The sequence below is a fragment of the Microbacterium sp. oral taxon 186 str. F0373 genome, assembly GCF_000411455.1.
Taxonomy (GTDB): Bacteria; Actinomycetota; Actinomycetes; order Actinomycetales; family Microbacteriaceae; genus Microbacterium.
In genome coordinates this window covers 221805-239477 of record NZ_KE150458.1, presented here as the reverse complement: position 1 = coordinate 239477, position 17673 = coordinate 221805, and the positions used below count along the sequence as shown (strand labels likewise).

Below are 17673 nucleotides of genomic sequence, written 5' to 3'. Positions count from 1 at the left end.
CGGTGCGATCGGACGGCTAGCTCTCTTGGCCTTCGGGCTGCGCTACCGCTGCTGAACGTCTCGATTGCAAACCTACAGGGGCACCTTCCACCCCTGCGGCATCACGGACTCCGATGGTCCGTTCGTCGCATCAACCACCGTCGCGCGGTGGAGGGAGTGTCCCGAGGCGCGTCCGAGGAGTCGTCCTCGAAGCTCGATGAGCGGCGCGTTGCGAACCGGGTCGGCCGTACCCGTCATGATGGGACGCATGACCGATCTCGAGGGCGCCGTTCCTCCTCACGAGCCTGCAGAGGACGCGCTCGCGTTCGCCGCCCGCGGAGTCCTAAGCCTCATCCCCCTCGTCGGCAGTATCGCTGCCGACACGCTCTCGCACGCCCTCGAGTCGCGGCATGCGGCTCGTCAGCACGATTTCAACGCTCTCATCGCACGGGCGGTTACCGAGTCGGTCGAGCGCCTCGACGACGCAATCAGCATCGAGGACGTACTCGACTCCGACGAGTTCATTGCCGCCTATCAGCGCGCTTCGCGAGCCGCCTCCGAAACGGCTAGCGCTGGGAAGCGACGTCGTCTCGCCGAGGCTGTCGCTAGGTCCGTAGTCCCATCGAACTTCAAGACCTCAGAGATCGATGCCTACACCCGCCTCGTCGAGCAGTACGACGATCTCCGAGTGTGGCTCATCTCCTTCTATTGCGACCCCGCGGCGTGGCTCAACGCGAACGGAAAGAGCTATGCGGCCCTTCCTGGTATCCGTGGGGGCCGCATGGATGAGCCCCTTCGCGATGCACTAGACACCGACGTGATCCGAACCCCGGCGGTCCGCGATGCGATCGAAGACCTACAGCGTGACACTATCCTCGGCACTTTCGTGCTCGAAACTCAGCGGTCCGACCGAGGTCAGTTCGCCGGGCAGACAACTCGCCGTGGCCGTCGTCTTCTGGAGTTCATCCGCGAGGGTAACCCCGCGTCGGCGCCAGTACCCGAAGTCCTTTAGCTCCGCGTGTCGGCCACAGGCCGCAAGCCCTAGATGTCCTCCGCGTGCGAACTGGCAACGGAGCCAAGGGCCATGATCGATCGTTCGGCGACGAATGCCGCTCCCCACGCGAGGAGGTTCATCACGGCGTACACACCGCCGACACCGACCGCGCCTGCCGCGACGGCAGAGCCGGCGGTCGTGATCGCCCCGGCCATCTGGAGTGCGGCCGCGCACGGGATCAACACGAAGAGCGAGAGTGCAGCCGCTAGCGGGAATGAGCCGAAAGCTTCCGTTCTGAGATGCCTCATACGATCCACCCCTGCGGCATCGGCACGCTGTTGAGCCTTCTGCTTCGCGGGCGCCTCACGATGTGATGTGGAGCAGAAGGCGCTCCGAGGGGGTGCAGTCGCCGAGTCGAGGGCGATGATGCTGGCGCCGGAGCAGCTGCTAAGAGGGGTCGTCCTCTGGCGCGAACTGCCTGAGGTGTGCGTTCTCGAATCCGTCCCACCCGTTGAAGAGAAATGCTTCGCGTTGGGCCGTAGCGTCCATCGTCCGGTAGACAGATGCCAGCTCGGCGTCTGTCCCGTTGAATAGGGCGGCGCGTGCGGCCGAATCGTCGAGCACGGTGAGGAAAGCCGGCTCGCCGCGAGCAGAGTTGTAGAGGGCGAAGTTCGTGTAGGCGCCGATCTTCTCCGTGGGATCTGTATTCGCGGCGGCGATGCCTCGGTAGATGTCGAACTCAACCAGCAGATTCGTGAGCTCCACCGGCATCCCGCTTCCCAGCAACTCAAACAGACGCGCCGCCGCTGGTTTGGCGGCCTCGATGACACCTGTGCGAGCGCGCCCTTCGTCCTCCAGGACCCCTGCGCGGGCTACCATCACTTCGGCCTTGCGGAGCAGCAGCTTCCAGTACCCGTTGTGTGTGCTGATCGGGGTGAGACGGGCGACGGTCGCGATCTCCGCCCATTTCCTGTCCTGCACGAGTACAGCACCAAGGGCGTACAGGTGGACCAAGATCTCCTTGTGTCCAAGCGCGAATCGTCGCGGAGTGCTGGCGAAATCCTCGTCTGCTGCGTCGTAGATCTCTCGGTATCCCTGCATTGAGTCAGCGAAAGCCGACTCGAACTCGTAGCGAGCCGACAAAGCAGCGATCACGTTGAGACGGTCGAGCTGTTCGCTGAGCTCCGAGGCGACCGCCCTCGCATCCTTGGCCTCGATCTCGTTGACGACTCTGACCGCCCTGCTGATCGTCTTTCGGAGGAGCATGTCGAGGCCGACCCGGTCGCCGCGGCGAATCGTCTCAGCGACGGCCGCACCGAAGGAATGCGCCGGCATCTCCACGTTGATGTTCACGAACCCACCCGGCTCAAACGCTGGCGTCGCTGCTCGGATCGTCGCAAGGACGTCCGCCCGCCACTCTTCCTTCCGGATGGCGACCATCCTCTCGATGAGGCCACGAGCTTCGTGCTGGTTCCAACGCATGCTGGACGTTCCTCGACGCACGAACACGTCTCCTGCACCCCAGACCCGTACGGGTTTCTTCTCTGCCTCGTACTCGCCGTCTTTCGTCATGACTCGCATGCCGTCGCGGTTCGGACCGACTCCGATCAGGAGGTAGCTGTGGTCATCGATGTGGTGCAACGCCACCCTGATGTCGAGCGGCTCCGCGAGGACGGAAGCGACTTTGGACCGAATCTTCTGCTCATCGAAACTGCGACCATGCTCAGCAGTGAACCTTCCACTGGGCTCACCATGATCGTCGACGCCGACGATGATGTAGCCACCATCGGGAAGTGATTCCATCGCTGCGATGTCCTTGCAGAGCTCGATCAGATCGGCTTTCTGATCGGGATCCCACTGCGACTTGAACTCGAGGTCGTCGGTCTCGGCTTTGCGCGCGAGGAGGCCCTTCAGACTATCCAGATCGACGCTGAGCGACATGATCGGAGTGTACTGGGGTCCGCGGAACGCCAGTTCGGATTACCAACGGTCGACAAGTCCCACCCTTGTGGCAATGAAGTGATCCCGAACGTGAATAGCCTGCAAGCGTCAGTGCGCTAATCGCGCGACGAAACGAGCGAGGCAAGCTCGGCGGCGCGCTCCGACTCCCAGTCGTCGAGCTGCTGCTGCGTTGGCGCGAACTTCACTCGCCAGATGACGGTCTCATGGTCTCCGTTGAAGTCCGAGACTCGGTGCTCTTTCACGGAGCCGCCCGTGATTCGCACGCGGCAACCCTCGCTCGGCGCGAATGTGTATCCGGTGCCGTCCGCGAGCTCAACCGGCATGCTCAGGAACCCTGTCGACTTCCAATAGAAGACGTGCCCGTCGTCGTCCAACAATGTGATGTGGGTGGGGGCCCCGTAGCCGTAGTCGTGACCCTCCCTCATGGACACCACGCTCAGTTCCAGGCCCTTGTCCTTGAGGCTTTCGCCGGGATTGAAGGCGAAAGCTGCGAGCTTGGTCTTCGCGAGCTCCTCCTTCCTCTGACGCTCCGCCTCGCGTGCGATGTGCCGGCGGTAAGCGGATATGGCGCTGGCGGCGAGACCGGCGTGCTTGGAGTAGACGATGAGTTCACCGTCGTCATCGCGGGTAAACGCGGCGACGAGGTTGCGCAAGTAGTCGTCCTCGTCACCCGGTTCGAGCGCGCCGACCCAGTCGACGACAGCGTTCATCTCCGCCAGCTCGGCCGGGGCCGGCGGCTCAGAGGTGAGGACGGCGAGCTGTCCCTTGACCTTCTCGGCGGTGGGCGTACGGTACATGCCCGCTTTGGAGCGGGAGACGTACTCGCCGCCATCCAGCGCGATCTGACGAATCGTGGCGAGCAGCAGCATGTCGCCGTCGAAGGCGTTCGGCTTGGCGTTGCCCGACGCGAAGTCGTCGTCCTCGTCGAGGCGGAGCTCGGCGCCGACTTCGCGCGCCATAGCACACAAGCCCTCGGGCTTCGTTCCGAGGAAGAGGGACAGACAGTTCGACCCGATCTGCTTGAGCTCGCCAGTGTTCCGGTCCCGGAGAGTGAACACCTTCTGCCGGGATCGGAACTGACCGCAGTGGTCGCATCGCATCGACGGGTCGCCCTCGACGCGCTCACCGGCGGACCCGGCCTGGTAGGTGATGATCGCCCCGGCGGCGGTCTTCTCGTGCTGGGCAAGGAACTGCCAGTCGCCGACGGCGATGCGGGGCCGGTTCAGCTCGATTGCTTCGACCATCCACGGTCGACCGTGCTCGTCCCGCCAGACCTTACGCTCGTGCGTGAACGTGAACCGCTCGTCGACGCCCGCGCGCTCGAGGCGGCGGTTCTCCCTCTCGACGGCCTTTGAGAAGTCGAGGAGCCGGTCGGCGAGGATCATCCACTTGTTACACGGCTCGTCGTCGACATCGGCGGTGAGCTCACTGTCGGGGGCGTCGTTAGCCTTCTCGCGGAACTGGCCGGCGTTGGCGGCCTGCCCGCGAGGGTGGTCCGAGGCGTCGAAGGAGCTCATACCCACATACATGCGGCCGATCGCTACGGGGAGCGGTACGCAACAGCGGAACCCACAGCGAGCAGCACGAATACGCCGCAGACGAGGACGATGGTGGTGAAGAGTTGCGGTCCGGTGAACTCCTGCAGGGCGACCACTCCCCTGGTCACGCTGGTGAGGCCCGGCAACACCACCTCGTTGAAGGATCGATGAGCTTCCTCCACGGCGGGCGCCGCAGGTGCCACCCACGCTTCGAAGGTCTGCTGGATACGAGCGAGCGAGTCGCCCACGATCACGGCCATCTGATCCACTTGACCTCCTCCTTGAAATCCTGGCGTGCACCGGCGACATCCTCGATGTCACATGCGATAGCTGCCCAGGACATCCGCCCGGACCAGTTCCATACGACGCGCGTTGTATTGCTCCGTCAGCCGGAGCACCCAGTTCGACCACTGGTTCGATGACATCTCGCCGTCGCCGGGCGGCTCCTCGGTGATCTGCGTGTACATCTCGAACAGCTCCACGTCGTTCTGCGTGTGAGCGAACGGGTTCGCTTCGGGAAGCGAGGTCGGGATGCCGGCGTCTCCGGCCGCGCGGAGTTCACGGCCGCGTGCGATCCCCGCCCACCGGAGGGTGAGGTCGGCCGTGTACCCGCGGTCCCGCGGGCGCGCGATGTACAGGTCGTCGATATCGCGGAAGGTGGCAGCTTCGGCGAAGACCTCACGGTCGGCGTCCGGGATCGGGAAGGCTGCCTGATGCGAGAACGGGTCCGCGATGGGCGCGTCGAGCGTCTGCGCCGGCGCATCGTTCCGCTTCGCGGCGAACCGTCCGGCGTTGCCGCGAGGGTGGAGCGATTCGTCAAAGGTGGTCATGCCCACCATGAGTGCGGCGCAGCAGCCGGCCGCCACCGTGCATGTGCAGGCCATGACCGAGACGGAAGGCGGAAGCCTCATCCCCTACACGGGTGCCGACGCGGCATCCACGCGTGAAGCGATCGTGAACGCCCGCGTCGAACTCGCAAGGCAGCGCGCGTCGATCAGCCGCGCGCAGGAGCAGGCACGAGCAGACCTCGCCCGCAAGCGTGGAGAGCTCGACCGGCAACGTCGCGAGATGGAGGCGCAGTTCGAAAAGGAGCGCGCCGAGCTCGAAGCTCAGATGCGCCCGCTGCAGGAGCAGCTCGCGAAGATGACCGAGGTGATGTGGTCCGTCGACCTATACCTCGGCCGTGACGAGAGCCTCCAGCTGATCCGGGACGGCAAGCCTGCGCCGGCCGACACTCCCATCACTGTTCGCCAGAAGATTCTCGTGATGGCCGAGGAATCGCTCGTGCTCATGGGAGCCGGGCAGACCGGCATGGACGCTGACGGCATCCCCGAGTTCATCTCGTGGCTGTGCGCCGACGACGCGAACCTCTCGCGGGTGCTCCCCGAGGAGAAGGGAGTTGTCGTCCTCGTGCCCACCCGGGTCAAAAGCAGGAGCGGCAACGCCTTCGAGGACGCGGCCCGCGATGAAGCGAACAGTGAATCGTTCTGGCTCCTACGCAACGGCGAGAAGCTGTATCTCCTGACCGTGGACCCGAAGTTGCGTCTCATCGACCGGATCCTGCCAAACCGCACCGAGTTCGTCGACGTGTTCGACCAGAAGCTGTTCGGGATGAAGGTTGGCGAGCCAGTCCGCCCAGGGTCAGAGGAATGGTTCAAGCTCGAGAAGGTCGCTGACGCGCGGCGCCGTCACTACATGAGGGTCATGCTCGTCCTCAAAGGCATCACGGAGCGCACTCCCGTTTGGCATCCGCTCCCTGAGGGCGGCGTTGACTTCATGTCCGTGCGTGACCAGGACCGCGGCAAGATCCAGCTGATCCAGGACGGCGACCAGTCGTTGCAGCTCGGAGAGGCGAGCGAGACGTTCTCGCAGTGGCAGCGTCGACTGAACGCGCTCCTGCGCCCCGGCCTGCGCGTGATCGGAGACTGGCACTCGGAGGGCTTCCGTGACGAGTACGTGCGAGGCGAGTCGTACCGGCGCGGCTACCACCCTCGGCTGTACCCCGACCGGATCGATACTCGCCCGGCAACAGGGGTGCCGCACCTCATCGAGGGACGCAAAGATGGCGGGTTCGTCATTCGGTTCGAACGTACGGACAGCGTCTACAAGCGCAACGTTCCCGTCCCCGACCGACCCGGCTACCACTACGTGGGTGAGATGCCCGTCGCCCCGAAGCAGCGCGCCTCATGCGTCGTGATGGCATCCGACGACTGGGTGCTCCCGTTCGACCTGATCACAGTCCCGGAGTTGGAATGGTTTCTCGCCTCGCGGGAGGAACGCTCGAAACACTTCCTGTCGATGGTCCCGGTCATCCGTGCCGCGCTCGAGGCCAAGCGGGCGGAGGCAGACGCGGAGCGGGAGTTCCGTGTCCTACTTGAAGCGTTACTCGCCACAGAGGGGGCAGAGGCCTCAGACGCGCCCGCGTTGGTGGACGAGCTCGTGCACTGGTGGAAGGTTGCTCACACGTGGTCCAAGCCACTCAATGGCTCTGGGTCCCACGAGAAGAAGGCCGCTGACCAGATTCTCGCGGAGTACCGCTCGCGGCGCGCTGCCGCCGGCGACGCCGCCGAAGACTTGATCGTCGCCGCCGGTCAGACCGTGCCCGGCGTCATAGCCGTTGCGCGCGACCGTCAGGGCCGATGGTTCGCCTATGCACCCTCCCCCGGCGCTCACGAGCCGGGGGTCTTCCTCGACGTCACAAGGATCCGCCGGAATGGCTCTCTTGGGGACACGAAGCGGTGGCAGATCCTTGCGACGCGCACCGCCGCGGCCCTGCACGTCGCGTGGCAGGCGGAGGAGTGGGCGACGTGGACGCACGGTCAGGTTCGGAAGCAGAGACTCAGCGAGCCGGAACGCGCCACCCTCGTCGCGCAGGCGCGGGAGCAGGCCGCAGCGGCCGGCACCGCCATCTGCGTCATCGAGTTCTGGGATCCGAAGAATCCCGTCGAGCGCAGAATGCGCGCCTACTACTGGGTCGGAGACGACCCGGAGAATGCGATCGTCGTCCCCGATGAGAGCTCATTCGGTTGGCGGTGGGCTCTGACCAACCCGGCAATCAAGGCGCTCAGCTGGCGGGTCGACGCGGGTGGCGAGTCGCCGCAGCTGGTCGCAACCTCCAACACGGGCGATTACTCCTTCGCGAAGTACGCCGACGGAATCCCTTGGTGGCCGGACGACGCGACCCGGTACTCCGAAGTGCGCCCCCGACTGGTGTGGCTAGACGAGCCATTCCACGAGCTCGTGCAGGCCTACCGTTCGCGATGCGCGGCAGCCGCGAAGGCTGAACGTGAAGAACGTCGTGCCGCTGAGACGGCCGCCTACCGCTACGTTCGCCCCATCGAGACTGCGATCTATGAAGCGCAGGTCGCCGCGGTCCGGGAGAGGTTCGAGGAGGACTACGGCCGGGATGCAGATGACCTTTGGGACGCGCACCTGAAGTCCATCACGACCACGACACCGATCCACTCCCGGGACCTGTGGGCCTTGATCGCATCAGCTCAGAGGCGAGGTGAGCCCGTCGTCGGCCGCACGCTTGATGAGCTCGCGGACGCTGCCTACGAGGCGGGGAACACGGCACCTGGTGAGTGGCATCACTCACGGCACAATCGTGTAGATACCGCGGGCTTCGGGCACCTTGTCGAGTAGTGCCCCTTAAGGTGGTGTAGCCCGCGGTGGCCGGCTCGTCGTTCCCGACGTAAGCGCGGTCACCGTGTGATCCTTCGAGAAGTCTCTTACCTCCACTCGAAAGGCATCATCACGATGACCGCACTTCATATTGTCGACCCTGCGAGCGTGCTCGCTGAAGCCCTGACCGACGCGTCGCCGGATCTGATGCGCAGCCTGCTGCAGTCCACGATCAACGCGCTGCTGTCCGCCGACGCGGATGCCGTCGTCGGCGCGGAGTGGGGTAAGCCCTCCCCGGACCGCGTCGCCCAGCGCAACGGCTACCGGCACCGCGACCTGGACACCCGGGTCGGCACCATCGACGTTCAGATCCCGAAACTGCGGCAAGGGACGTACTTCCCGGAATGGCTGCTGGAACGCCGCAAACGGGCCGAGACCGCGCTGATCACGGTCGTCGCGGACTGCTACCTCGCGGGCGTCTCGACGCGTCGGATGGACAAGCTGGTGAAGACCCTCGGGATCCACTCGCTGTCGAAGTCGCAGGTCTCCCGGATGGCGGCCGACCTCGACGAGCACGTCGACCAGTTCCGGCACCGGCCCCTCGGCGACGCCGGCCCGTTCACGTTCGTCGCCGCCGATGCGCTGACGATGAAGGTCCGTGAGGGTGGCCGCGTGATCAATGCGGTCGTGCTGGTCGCGACCGGCGTGAACGCCGACGGGCGCCGCGAAGTCCTCGGGCTGCGGGTCGCAACGTCGGAGACCGGAGCGGCATGGAACAGCTTCTTCGCCGACCTCGTCGCTCGTGGACTCGGCGGGGTCCGCCTCGTCACCTCCGACGCTCACGCAGGTCTCGTCGAAGCGATCGCCGCGAACCTGCCCGGCGCGGTCTGGCAGCGATGCAGAACCCATTACGCGGCGAACCTGATGTCGGTGACGCCGAAGAGCATGTGGCCGGCGGTGAAGGCGATGCTGCACTCCGTTTACGACCAGCCCGACGCTGACGCAGTGAACGCGCAGTTCGACCGGCTCCTGGACTACGTCGACGGCAAGCTCCCTGACGCGCACGACCACCTCGATACCGCCCGGGCGGACATCCTCGCGTTCACCGGGTTCCCCGAAGGGCTCTGGCAGCAGATCTGGTCCAACAACCCGAACGAGCGATTGAACCGCGAGATCCGCCGCCGCACCGACTCCGTCGGGATCTTCCCCAACCGTGACGCGATCATCCGCCTCGTCGGCGCGGTCCTCGCCGAACAGACCGACGAATGGGCCGAAGGACGCCGCTACCTCGGCCTCGACATCCTCGCCAAGTCCCGCCTCACCCTCGTCCCCGACACCGGAACGGAGGCGACCACCGACACCGTCCTCGAACTCAGCGCCTAACCGAAATCAACAGCAGAAGGATCACCGACCGCTACACCACGTCCCGGGGCTTGACCCCTTGTCGTTGCTGAGCCTGCGGACTAGACGGGTACGTCGGGGCTGGCAGAACACTCACTGAACGCCAGCCCCGACGCGGTTGCTCCCTGCCTCACCCACCCCTGCGGCAACTCCAAGCCGGTACGAGTGCTCACAGCTCCCCCGCGGCGGCGCGGATCTCGTCGTAGATGACGTGGTGCGCATCAGCGACTTGTCCTGCGCCGAACGTGTCCGCGATCGTCTCGACTTGCCCACGCAGATACTCGACGGCGTGAGCATTCGGTCCGCTGATTCCGGACTCGAGTTCGTCGAAGCTGGGAACCTTCGTTGTTGGCCCCCAGAGTCCTGCTGCCGCCCGGATAGCGGATTTGCGCGCTTCGGAGAGAGCGGCTCGCTGAGCGTCGACGAGGAGCTCGCGGATCGCCTCATATGCCACCTGATCGCCGAGTGCGTATCCGAGTGTCACCACCGGCGGTTCTTCTCCGTCCGCAAACGCGGGAGTGATGCCGCGTTTGCGGATGAACGTGGCGATGGCGTCATCCGCGGCTGCCTGCTCGCTGGCGGTCGCGGGGTGGTCCGCGCGATATGCGGCAGCCCGCGCCGTGCCGTCCTGGTCGCTGGGGGTCGGAAGGTAGGTGGCAGGGTCCGCGGGGTCGGGGCGGCCGGAGCAGTAGTCCGTGCCGCCGACCTGGTTTCGCGTCGAATGTTCCCCGTGCGGGTTGAGGTTCGTGCACCAAAGCGGTCCGCGGCCCGCGTAGTCGTCCGCGGTTCCACTAAGCCCCTGTGTGGGCGCGTCGTTCGCCTTCGTCCGGAATTGGCCAGCGTTGACGGCCTGCCCGCGAGGATGAAGGTCCTCGCCGTGAGTGTTCACGCCTGCCCCCACTCGTTGCCTTCGAGGGCGCCACGGGCGGCGATGTTGCCCGCAAGCGTGATCTCCTCTTCGCTGCCTCCCGCATCGCGCATCTCACGTTCCGCCGCGGCGCGGGACCGGGTGATGCGGTTGCCGGTGAGTCGGTCCTTCGCGGTCTTCCGTACGTGCGCGTCCGGGTGCGTCAGCAGCGATTTGACCGTCTCTTCGGAAGCGTTCGGATGCTTGGCTGCCCCGGCTGCCGTGAGGACGGCCCAGATCTCGTCGTCATCATCATCTGTGAATGGGTCGACCGCCCTGAGAGCAGCTCGCAGCTGCTCGTCGGTGAGCTTCGCGTTGCCGACCACCAGGTGAGCGCGGGTGGGGTCAGAGACCGCCGCGGCGAGAGCTTCCTCGGGGAAGTTGGGGTGATCGCCGGCCTGCGGCGAGTAGGACCGGAAGGCGAGGTCGCGAAGGATGTCGCCGGGTGTGTTCGGTGCGGTGGCTATGTCTATGCGAAGGGGCCGGGACCACTCGCTGTTCAGCGGGGCATCCCACAGGCCTCGGATTGTCGCGGGGTCGCACGCCACATTGTGGATCGCATGGAATCGGTCTTCGTACGCGCGGGCTCGGTCCTGGCTGGTCGCGAGGTAGTGCAGAACTGAGGCTGGTGTGTGGGGGTTGCGTGCGACGGCGCTGCCGACGTCACCGACCGTGTTCCGGGCGAGCTGTGCGAGCGTGCGCGGGTCGGTTGTGGTGCGAGCGAGGTCTGCTTGGCGACCGGGGTCCTCTCCTGCGAGGTCCAGCTCTGCGTTCGGTCCGGCGTCGGTCCACAGGGCGAACCAGTGATCCTCAAGCTCCTGTATGCGTTCTGCCTGCATCTCGGCAACAGATCGCCTCTCCAGGCCGGCGCCTGGAGCTTCGTTCTCCTTTTGGCGGAACTGTCCTGCGTTTTGTGCCCGTCCTCGGGGGTGGAGCGCAGCATCGAAAGTGGTCATTCGGCCCCCTCCGCCCAGATGAGGTTGGTGGCGGCGCGGGCGAGGTGGTCGATCATCTGCTCGCGCGCGTGCCGGTCGACCTCCTCTCGCAACTCGCCCCATTCGGTCGATGCGGCGATGGCGTCGGCTGCCTTCTCGATGCTCCCGTACCGGGCGGTGAGCTTGTCGGCGAGGGCGAGCTCATCTGCCTCCGCCCAGTAGCCCTCTTGCAGCTGGTAGACGATCTCATCGGTGTCGAAGGTGGAGATGGCGCGCCCGTCCATATCGCTGAGCGCGGCACACAGTGCCGACCGCTCAGAGCGTTCCAGTTGCTCGAGCGTGTAGTGCGTAGCGTCGGTGTGCTTCGGCTGCGTCGTCAGATCGATCTGGTACTCGTACCACCCGTCGTGCTCCTCGTCAGAGGGCTCGAGGTAGCTGGCGATGTCATCGCCCATCTCCCCCACCCACGCCTGTGCATCCCGGTAGGCATCCCGCTGCTCCTTGCTGAGCTCAGCCCAGTCGGTGCTCTCGGTGAAGTCGATGTTGGCGGTTCCGAGTAGCTGGTGGAGCTTGACCTGGTCGTCATCCCAGTTGCGGGTGAAGATCGCCATCTGCACGCCCGGGAACTGCTCGCGAAGCAGTGCGGTGGCGGCGTCACGGTTGGCCAGGAGATAGGTGTTGCGGGCCGAGGCGTGCAGCGACGCGGCGCTCGAGCGCTCCTTAAGGATAGATCCCGTGGACGATTCAACCGGAGCCGCGAGCACACCAGTCGGAGCATCGTTCGCCTTGTTGATGAACTGGCCGTGGTTGGCTGCTTGGCCTCGGGGGTGCAGGGACGCGTCGAAGGTGCTCATGCACACATGAGTGCGGCGGATTTTGGCGCATGGTGGCGAGGATGAATTGACGTCTACAGCAACCTATGAATTAGCACTTAAGTAGCTATCGATGAGCTGCGATATATCGGAGACTGAGCGCAGAGAGACCTGGCGACATGTCTTCCCTTGATCGCCAGGCACGTTCGATCGAAGGAGACAGACATGCGAAGAAAGCCGATCAAAGCCAGCCTGCTGACTGTGCTGCTGCTGAGCGCGACAACCCTCGGGTTCGCCTCGCCTGCGGTTGCGGACACCGCTGCCACAGGCGCCGCCGAGCCGGTGCCGGACGACTTGGCGGCGGCCGTAAGCGTCGAAGACTCGCCGCAGCCCGTAGAAGGGTCAAGATCCCTGTCGCGGACGTCGTCCGAGCCGCAATGCACCGTCTCCGACGACGTCGCACTGTGCATCACGATGGGCGCCGGAACCGCGGAGATTCCCGATGCGAACCGCTCCGAGGGAATGGTTCAGCCCTTCGCGATGGTCGCCTGGCCGAGCTGGTGCCTCGCAGCCGGAGCTGATGCTGGATACCGGGGAACCCGCACGAGCTTGTGCGGCATCAGCTCGGGACTGTTGGAAGTGCGCCAGATGGTGAACGGTGCACCAACAGGGCCCGTGGTTGGGACGATGAACTTCCTGGTCTACAACTACATCTACATGGACGCAGGCTTGAACACCTGGGCGGACCAGATTCGCGTCTCCCCGACCGTCATCACCGGGGCGGCTGTTGGCACACAGATCTCAGGAACGGCGACCTGCTCCGGAGCTAACTGTGCGCAGACCAGCCAGACATTCCCCGTGCAGACCCCATCAGCCATGGGCAACGCGGACGGTGAGGCCTATTGGCAATGGACTGGCGCGACCGGTCAGTCTGCGCTTGGTACGCCGACGTGGACCATCACCTTCAAGTCGCCGACGAGTGTAAACCCGGCGTTCTGGACCGAGACCTCTCCGGTGCCCGTCCGTTGCGACAATGCGGTGCCTGGGCGCGCGGCGATCGGGTGCGTCGTACCCGCGATCACTCCGGTGATCCGCTACGACAGCACCTCCTTCACCGAGTTTGGACCACACGTCGCTGGCGCTCAGGCCTCGGGCCTGCGCGGCGGTTCCTACTCGAACCCCATGCACCGCCTCGTGGACAGCTCGCTGCAGGCAGCGAACCGGGCAACCTCTTGCCCGGCGTCACTCCCCCGCCCAGCAGGCAAGAGCTGCGACGAGTACCCGTTCGCTTCCACCTACGAGGGCGCAGCACTGAGCGGTGGAGGGCCTCGCACGCAGAGCTGGTGCCAGGTCACGCTCAGCGGTCCGCCGTCGACGGGAGCGGCTGGCTACAGCGTGTGCATGATTGACGCGACCCAGAACAGTGCCGCCGGTAGCCTGTTGAACTCGGTGCTGTACGCGCCGTTCCGCGTCATTGACGCCGACGCGTTCTACGTCGAGATCGTCTGATTCGAACAGCGGCGAAGGGAGACATCGTGGGAGCAAGAGCCGAAGTGCGGGCCGAGAACGGCCTCATCGACCTCGACGGTGTTGTGCACCCGTCGACTGCCTCCCCCGCCGCCCTCGCGGCGACCGGGCTGATCATGATCATCTGGCCGAAGCTGTACCTTCGGACTGGTATCGCGATGGGCCCGGTCGCCGTCGAACTCGAGTGCCTCCAAGAGGCTCCTGCCCGCGTGGCGGCTATCGCCGGCAGCGGCTGGGAGGACGTCGTCGAGTTCACCGCCGAGCACATTCCCGGATCGCCAGTGGCAGTACACGGCGCTTCCGAGCTACCTCCGCCGGGTGCGAGCGCATCGGCACCGGACGCTTCGCCTCTCGGGAACCTCCGGTTTCGCATATCGGCCAGAGGTAGGGCCGCCGCCCCAGACCAAGTCGTCACCGAAGCGTGCGAGCACTATCTGATTCAGTTCTGGCCCGCCGGTCCGGACGACCAAAAGATCGGCGCATCGCTCAGCCAGATCACTCCTAGGCCGTGTGGATTAAGTCGGTCTTGATCCAGATCAGCGTGGCGGCGAGGGCTATCGCGGCGCGGTAGGAGCGGGCTGTCTTGTCTGAGCGCATCGCGATGCCGCGCCATTGCTTGAGTTTGTTGAAGCAGCGCTCGACGACGTTGCGTCCCTTGTAGCGCTCCTGCTGGGCTTCCCCGAAGTCGATGGGCCGGCCAGGCTTCCTGCGGCGGTGCGCGATCTGGTCGTCGCGTTCCGGGATCGTCGCGGCGATCTTCCGCTCCCGCAGCCACGCCCTGTTCTTCTTCGACGGGTAGCCCTTGTCGGCGAGCACCCGATCCGGGCGCCGCCTCGGACGGCCGACAGCTCGAGGGACGTGGATCTGCTCGAGTGTGGCGGTCATCATCGTGGTGTCGTTGATGTTCGCGCCGGTGATCACCCAGCTCAGCGGACGTCCACGCCCGTCGCAGACGAGATGCACCTTGCTCGTCAACCCGCCACGGGAGCGGCCGATCCCGTGATCAGGCGGCTCTTCCCGCGGATTCTTGTGATTCGACACAGCCCCCTGTGTCGCGGCTGAGGGTCGCGCCGTGCTGGTGCACGCGCGCGATCGTCGAGTCGATCGACACCACCCAGTCGAGCTTGCCCGCCGCGTCCGACTGCTTCTGCACCTCGGCGAGCAGCTTCTCCCAGGTGCCGTCCTCGGCCCAGCGCGCGAACCGCTTGTAGATCGAGTTCCACTTCCCGAACCGCTCCGGCACATCCCGCCAGGGCGCCCCCGTGCGGTACTTCCAGGCCATGCCCTCGACCGCGAGACGATGATCCGTCCACGGCCGCGACCTGCCGACCGGCACCGGCATCAGCGGCTCCAGAACAGCCCACACCTCATCCGAGATCTCCTGACGCGTCACACCATCGAGACTCGCCGATCCTGAGCCTGAACCTCTTGATCAACACGCCCTAGGTCGGACTCAAATCAGCTGATCTCACCGAACAGCGCTTGGGCTGCCGACGAATCACGTCAGATCCCCTAGCCCTCCGCCGCTCACTAGCGGATGATCGCGCCCCGTCAGCGAGGCACCTGGCGAAGTTCAAGCTGAGGGCGCTCGTCTTGGCAGGAGCGCACCGAGATCGTCTCGACAGCCACCGACTCATCCTGGACGAAGCATCCAGGAGGAGGCGGCGGCTGTCGATGCGGAGAAGCACCACGCCGGAGCGTTGACGGTTGCCGCAGGGGTGGCGGTCCAGACGACCTCAGACCGGAGTGTGACCCCATGGCAAATCCCTTCCTTGTGCTCGGCGGTGTCGCCGTCGGAGTCGTGACTGCGGGCATCGGAGTGCTCGCAGTGCCGGGCTGGATCAACGCAGCACAGGAAGCCAATGCGCTGAACGATCTCAGCATGGTGGCCGACGCGCAGAGCGCAAGGTTGACGGTTGACGGTTTCTACGCACAGACGTTGCCTGCCCTGAGCGCCGCGCAAGACGTTCGTATCCAGCCTTCCGAGGGCGCCAAGCTCGCGGTCTCCGCGAACGCAGACCGCTCCGCGTGGCTTGGCGTCTCCCGCGCGAAGACCGGCATCTATCTGGCTCGCCTGTCCGGGGGGACGACAGTGGGCAAGGGGTTGACGCTCGAAGAAGCTGTGACTGCGGCCGGCACCACAATCAGTGGCCCTGCAACGAGTCGGATCACCGCTGAAGGAGTCCCGCTTCCGCAGCCGTGGGACTTGGCCCTCGTGGCCTACGAGAACCTCCACCCGAACCCCGGGGCGACATCCTTCACTGGGTACTACATGTGGCAGGGGACGACGGGGCAGAACACCGCCGTCGGAAGCATCGCTGGCGTCGATTGGTCGTTGTCGAAGAAGGCCTACCGGATCACCTTCACGACCGTTCGCGCCAACAACGGTGACTTCTCCGTCCGGGTCGGCGACTACGTCCCGCCGGGCGCGACATTCACCGTCAGATACCGCCTGAAGGTGAGCGAAGACCTCAGTCTGAGCGCGATGCGCTTCTGGAACGAGGATGCGGGCACCGCCATTCTGGCCTCATCTCACCCCGCATCGTCTGTGATCAAAGCCGGTGAGGTCGTCGAAGCTTGGGCGACCGTCCGGGTGCCCACCGGCGTTCAGCCGGGAACCAATCTCCGCCTAGGCTTCGACATTCGAGGGCACTCTGCTGGCACCGTCATCGAGTTTGGCGACGCAGACCTCTATCTGGGGCCGCAGGATGCCGCCCGTCCGTGGTTCTACCCCGGCGTTCCTGCAGACGACGGCTTCCGGGCGGCTTGGACAACTTCGCGACCCGGAACGGTCCTGTACAAGTAGGCGAGCCCTCTCCAGGGAGTTCCCGCGATCTCGACTCCGGGACGCTAGGGACGCTTGCGCTCGAGGTAGATGCTGGGGCTCCGATCTGGAGCGCCGACCCAGCGGGTCGCGCTCAGGGATCCGCCAGCATCGGCGCCGCCGTAGAAGAACGCTCCGGCTGTGTTGTATTCGAGTGAAGCGGAGTCGATCATGAACAGCGTCTCGCCAACTGCCAGCCCTGGGTTCATTGCGGCGGTCGAGATCACCAGCACCCGCGGTGGCGCTGGGACAGAAGCGATCGCGCCGCGGGTGACACCAGTCAACACGATCTCTTGCCAGGATCCGTTGCCGACCATGTCGACGAATGCCTCACCGCCGGCGCCGGCATCCGCGTTGTGCGCGACCCGGTACTCACGACCTGCAGGGGCCTTCACCCGGGCGATGAGCTGGAAGGGCGTGTTCAGTGGGAGATCAGCGATCGCGAGCGAAGTGTTCGCGGCCCGCCCCTGATTCGCATTCCCGGCGCCCTTCTTGACGACCTGCATGGTCCCGCCGGTGGGGCCATCGCTGGGCGCGAACTCGACGGTGGGGTTGTAGTAGGAGGACCATCCGAGTCCGTCACCGGTTCCCATGACGGGGTTGAGTACGAGGTTGCGTCGTGTCTCAACGAGGGCACCGTAGGCCGTGTCAAGAACGGCGTTGATGGCGTCCGTTGAGCATCCCGCGGCGCGCATCACGGCGCCGGCGTCCGATCCGGAAGGTGTCGTGGCGTTTGATGCGGTCGCAGCGAAGATGATGCCGGATTGCGAGAGCGTTGCTGCGCACCATGAGTCCTGACCGTCCGCCTTGATACCCAAGAGTCGCACGCCGTCTGAGGCCTGAAACTTGACGCCGAGGGACCCGTCCTTCAGCTTTCCCAGGCTGTCGGTGTAGGCGCCTAGGTGCATGACCGCGGCCGACTCTGCGGCACGAATGGTGCTCAGGTCGTTGATTGCTGCCGCGTCGTGAGCGGAGTTGATCCAGCCGGGGACGGCGAGTACACCGATACCTGCTGTGATGACGCCAACGGCAACGCCGCCGAGGAATAGGAACGGGTTAGCCATGGTCGATCACACTCCGGGTAGTGGCGGTCGGCTACCACCCCTGCGGCACACCCAACGGCTAGCGCCGGTTGGAAGAGCTCGCTCGCATGGCCCGTTGTCTGAACTG

The 17673-nt window shown here is 65.4% G+C and carries 16 protein-coding genes; 6 read left to right on the top strand and 10 right to left on the bottom strand.

All coding sequences use genetic code 11. The features are described 5' to 3' along the window. Positions 1-247: 247 nt before the first annotated feature. Positions 248-991 carry a hypothetical protein gene (locus tag HMPREF1529_RS11255; protein WP_036283386.1) on the top strand — a complete coding sequence of 248 codons (744 nt, stop codon included), beginning with the start codon at positions 248-250 and terminating at the stop codon, positions 989-991. A 29-nt stretch (positions 992-1020) separates the two neighbouring features. Here HMPREF1529_RS11255 and HMPREF1529_RS15965 read toward each other — a convergent pair whose 3' ends face one another. The 5 genes from HMPREF1529_RS15965 to HMPREF1529_RS11235 all read right to left on the bottom strand — a co-directional run bounded on the left by HMPREF1529_RS15965 (position 1021) and on the right by HMPREF1529_RS11235 (position 5303). Further along, positions 1021-1218 (bottom strand): hypothetical protein, encoded by a 198-nt coding sequence (locus HMPREF1529_RS15965; RefSeq protein ID WP_198013062.1) that lies wholly within the window; start codon positions 1216-1218, stop codon positions 1021-1023. Positions 1219-1420: 202 nt separating this feature from the next. Next, on the bottom strand, positions 1421-2914 hold the full coding sequence (locus HMPREF1529_RS11250) for an AlbA family DNA-binding domain-containing protein (protein ID WP_016464910.1): 1494 nt from the start codon (positions 2912-2914) through the stop codon (positions 1421-1423). A gap of 116 nt (positions 2915-3030) precedes the next feature. Beyond that, positions 3031-4452, bottom strand: a complete 1422-nt coding sequence (locus HMPREF1529_RS11245) for a hypothetical protein (protein ID WP_157533926.1) — start codon at positions 4450-4452, stop codon at positions 3031-3033. A 23-nt stretch (positions 4453-4475) separates the two neighbouring features. Then, positions 4476-4742, bottom strand: coding sequence for a hypothetical protein (locus tag HMPREF1529_RS11240; protein ID WP_016464908.1), 267 nt, complete (start codon positions 4740-4742; stop codon positions 4476-4478). Positions 4743-4790: 48 nt separating this feature from the next. Beyond that, positions 4791-5303, bottom strand: coding sequence for a hypothetical protein (locus HMPREF1529_RS11235; protein ID WP_016464907.1), 513 nt, complete (start codon positions 5301-5303; stop codon positions 4791-4793). Here HMPREF1529_RS11235 and HMPREF1529_RS11230 point away from each other — a divergent pair. Together HMPREF1529_RS11230 and HMPREF1529_RS11225 are read left to right on the top strand one after the other, a co-directional pair. Continuing rightward, on the top strand, positions 5302-8118 hold the full coding sequence (locus HMPREF1529_RS11230; protein WP_157533925.1) for a hypothetical protein: 2817 nt from the start codon (positions 5302-5304) through the stop codon (positions 8116-8118). The two genes, HMPREF1529_RS11235 and HMPREF1529_RS11230, sit on opposite strands and share 2 nt — an antisense overlap. Positions 8119-8232: 114 nt before the next feature. Next, on the top strand, positions 8233-9480 hold the full coding sequence (locus HMPREF1529_RS11225; protein WP_016464866.1) for an IS256 family transposase: 1248 nt from the start codon (positions 8233-8235) through the stop codon (positions 9478-9480). Positions 9481-9667: 187 nt separating this feature from the next. Here the strand turns inward: HMPREF1529_RS11225 and HMPREF1529_RS11220 are convergent, their stop codons facing one another. The 3 genes from HMPREF1529_RS11220 to HMPREF1529_RS11210 all read right to left on the bottom strand — a co-directional run bounded on the left by HMPREF1529_RS11220 (position 9668) and on the right by HMPREF1529_RS11210 (position 12194). After that, positions 9668-10387 (bottom strand): hypothetical protein, encoded by a 720-nt coding sequence (locus tag HMPREF1529_RS11220; protein ID WP_036283382.1) that lies wholly within the window; start codon positions 10385-10387, stop codon positions 9668-9670. Next, on the bottom strand, positions 10384-11244 hold the full coding sequence (locus tag HMPREF1529_RS11215; protein WP_036283379.1) for a hypothetical protein: 861 nt from the start codon (positions 11242-11244) through the stop codon (positions 10384-10386). Before HMPREF1529_RS11215 ends, HMPREF1529_RS11220 begins: the two co-directional genes overlap by 4 nt. A 113-nt stretch (positions 11245-11357) precedes the next feature. Beyond that, complete coding sequence (locus tag HMPREF1529_RS11210; protein ID WP_016464903.1) at positions 11358-12194, bottom strand: hypothetical protein; 837 nt, start codon at positions 12192-12194, stop codon at positions 11358-11360. A gap of 183 nt (positions 12195-12377) precedes the next feature. Between HMPREF1529_RS11210 and HMPREF1529_RS15410 the strand changes: the two genes are divergently transcribed. Together HMPREF1529_RS15410 and HMPREF1529_RS11200 are read left to right on the top strand one after the other, a co-directional pair. Then, positions 12378-13661: a NucA/NucB deoxyribonuclease domain-containing protein gene (locus tag HMPREF1529_RS15410; protein WP_016464902.1), complete on the top strand. Its 1284-nt coding sequence runs from the start codon at positions 12378-12380 to the stop codon at positions 13659-13661. 26 nt (positions 13662-13687) lie between these two features. Next, a complete protein-coding gene (locus HMPREF1529_RS11200) occupies positions 13688-14209 on the top strand; it encodes a hypothetical protein (RefSeq protein ID WP_016464901.1) in 522 nt (173 codons plus the stop codon). Here the strand turns inward: HMPREF1529_RS11200 and HMPREF1529_RS15675 are convergent. Next, positions 14181-15072 (bottom strand): IS5 family transposase gene (locus HMPREF1529_RS15675; RefSeq protein WP_372445425.1). Its coding sequence is split into 2 segments (ribosomal slippage): positions 14181-14688 and positions 14687-15072, totalling 894 coding nucleotides; the frame shifts between segments, so codons are not numbered across the junction. The genes HMPREF1529_RS11200 and HMPREF1529_RS15675 overlap by 29 nt on opposite strands. 408 nt (positions 15073-15480) lie before the next feature. Between HMPREF1529_RS15675 and HMPREF1529_RS11185 the strand changes: the two genes are divergently transcribed. After that, positions 15481-16485, top strand: a complete 1005-nt coding sequence (locus HMPREF1529_RS11185) for a hypothetical protein (protein ID WP_198013078.1) — start codon at positions 15481-15483, stop codon at positions 16483-16485. A gap of 44 nt (positions 16486-16529) precedes the next feature. On the opposite strand, the gene HMPREF1529_RS11180 is transcribed toward HMPREF1529_RS11185, so the two are convergent. Next, positions 16530-17567 (bottom strand): hypothetical protein, encoded by a 1038-nt coding sequence (locus HMPREF1529_RS11180; RefSeq protein WP_016464897.1) that lies wholly within the window; start codon positions 17565-17567, stop codon positions 16530-16532. Positions 17568-17673 lie beyond the last annotated feature (106 nt).

Coding starts and splice junctions, on each gene's coding strand:
- HMPREF1529_RS11215 (WP_036283379.1), bottom strand. CDS start 11,244: ATGCAGGCAGAACGCATACAGGAGCTTGAGGATCACTGGTTCGCCCTG.
- HMPREF1529_RS11210 (WP_016464903.1), bottom strand. CDS start 12,194: ATGAGCACCTTCGACGCGTCCCTGCACCCCCGAGGCCAAGCAGCCAAC.
- HMPREF1529_RS11250 (WP_016464910.1), bottom strand. CDS start 2,914: ATGTCGCTCAGCGTCGATCTGGATAGTCTGAAGGGCCTCCTCGCGCGC.
- HMPREF1529_RS11255 (WP_036283386.1), top strand. CDS start 248: ATGACCGATCTCGAGGGCGCCGTTCCTCCTCACGAGCCTGCAGAGGAC.
- HMPREF1529_RS11245 (WP_157533926.1), bottom strand. CDS start 4,452: ATGAGCTCCTTCGACGCCTCGGACCACCCTCGCGGGCAGGCCGCCAAC.
- HMPREF1529_RS15410 (WP_016464902.1), top strand. CDS start 12,378: ATGCGAAGAAAGCCGATCAAAGCCAGCCTGCTGACTGTGCTGCTGCTG.
- HMPREF1529_RS11230 (WP_157533925.1), top strand. CDS start 5,302: ATGCCCACCATGAGTGCGGCGCAGCAGCCGGCCGCCACCGTGCATGTG.
- HMPREF1529_RS11180 (WP_016464897.1), bottom strand. CDS start 17,567: ATGGCTAACCCGTTCCTATTCCTCGGCGGCGTTGCCGTTGGCGTCATC.
- HMPREF1529_RS11225 (WP_016464866.1), top strand. CDS start 8,233: ATGACCGCACTTCATATTGTCGACCCTGCGAGCGTGCTCGCTGAAGCC.
- HMPREF1529_RS11235 (WP_016464907.1), bottom strand. CDS start 5,303: ATGACCACCTTTGACGAATCGCTCCACCCTCGCGGCAACGCCGGACGG.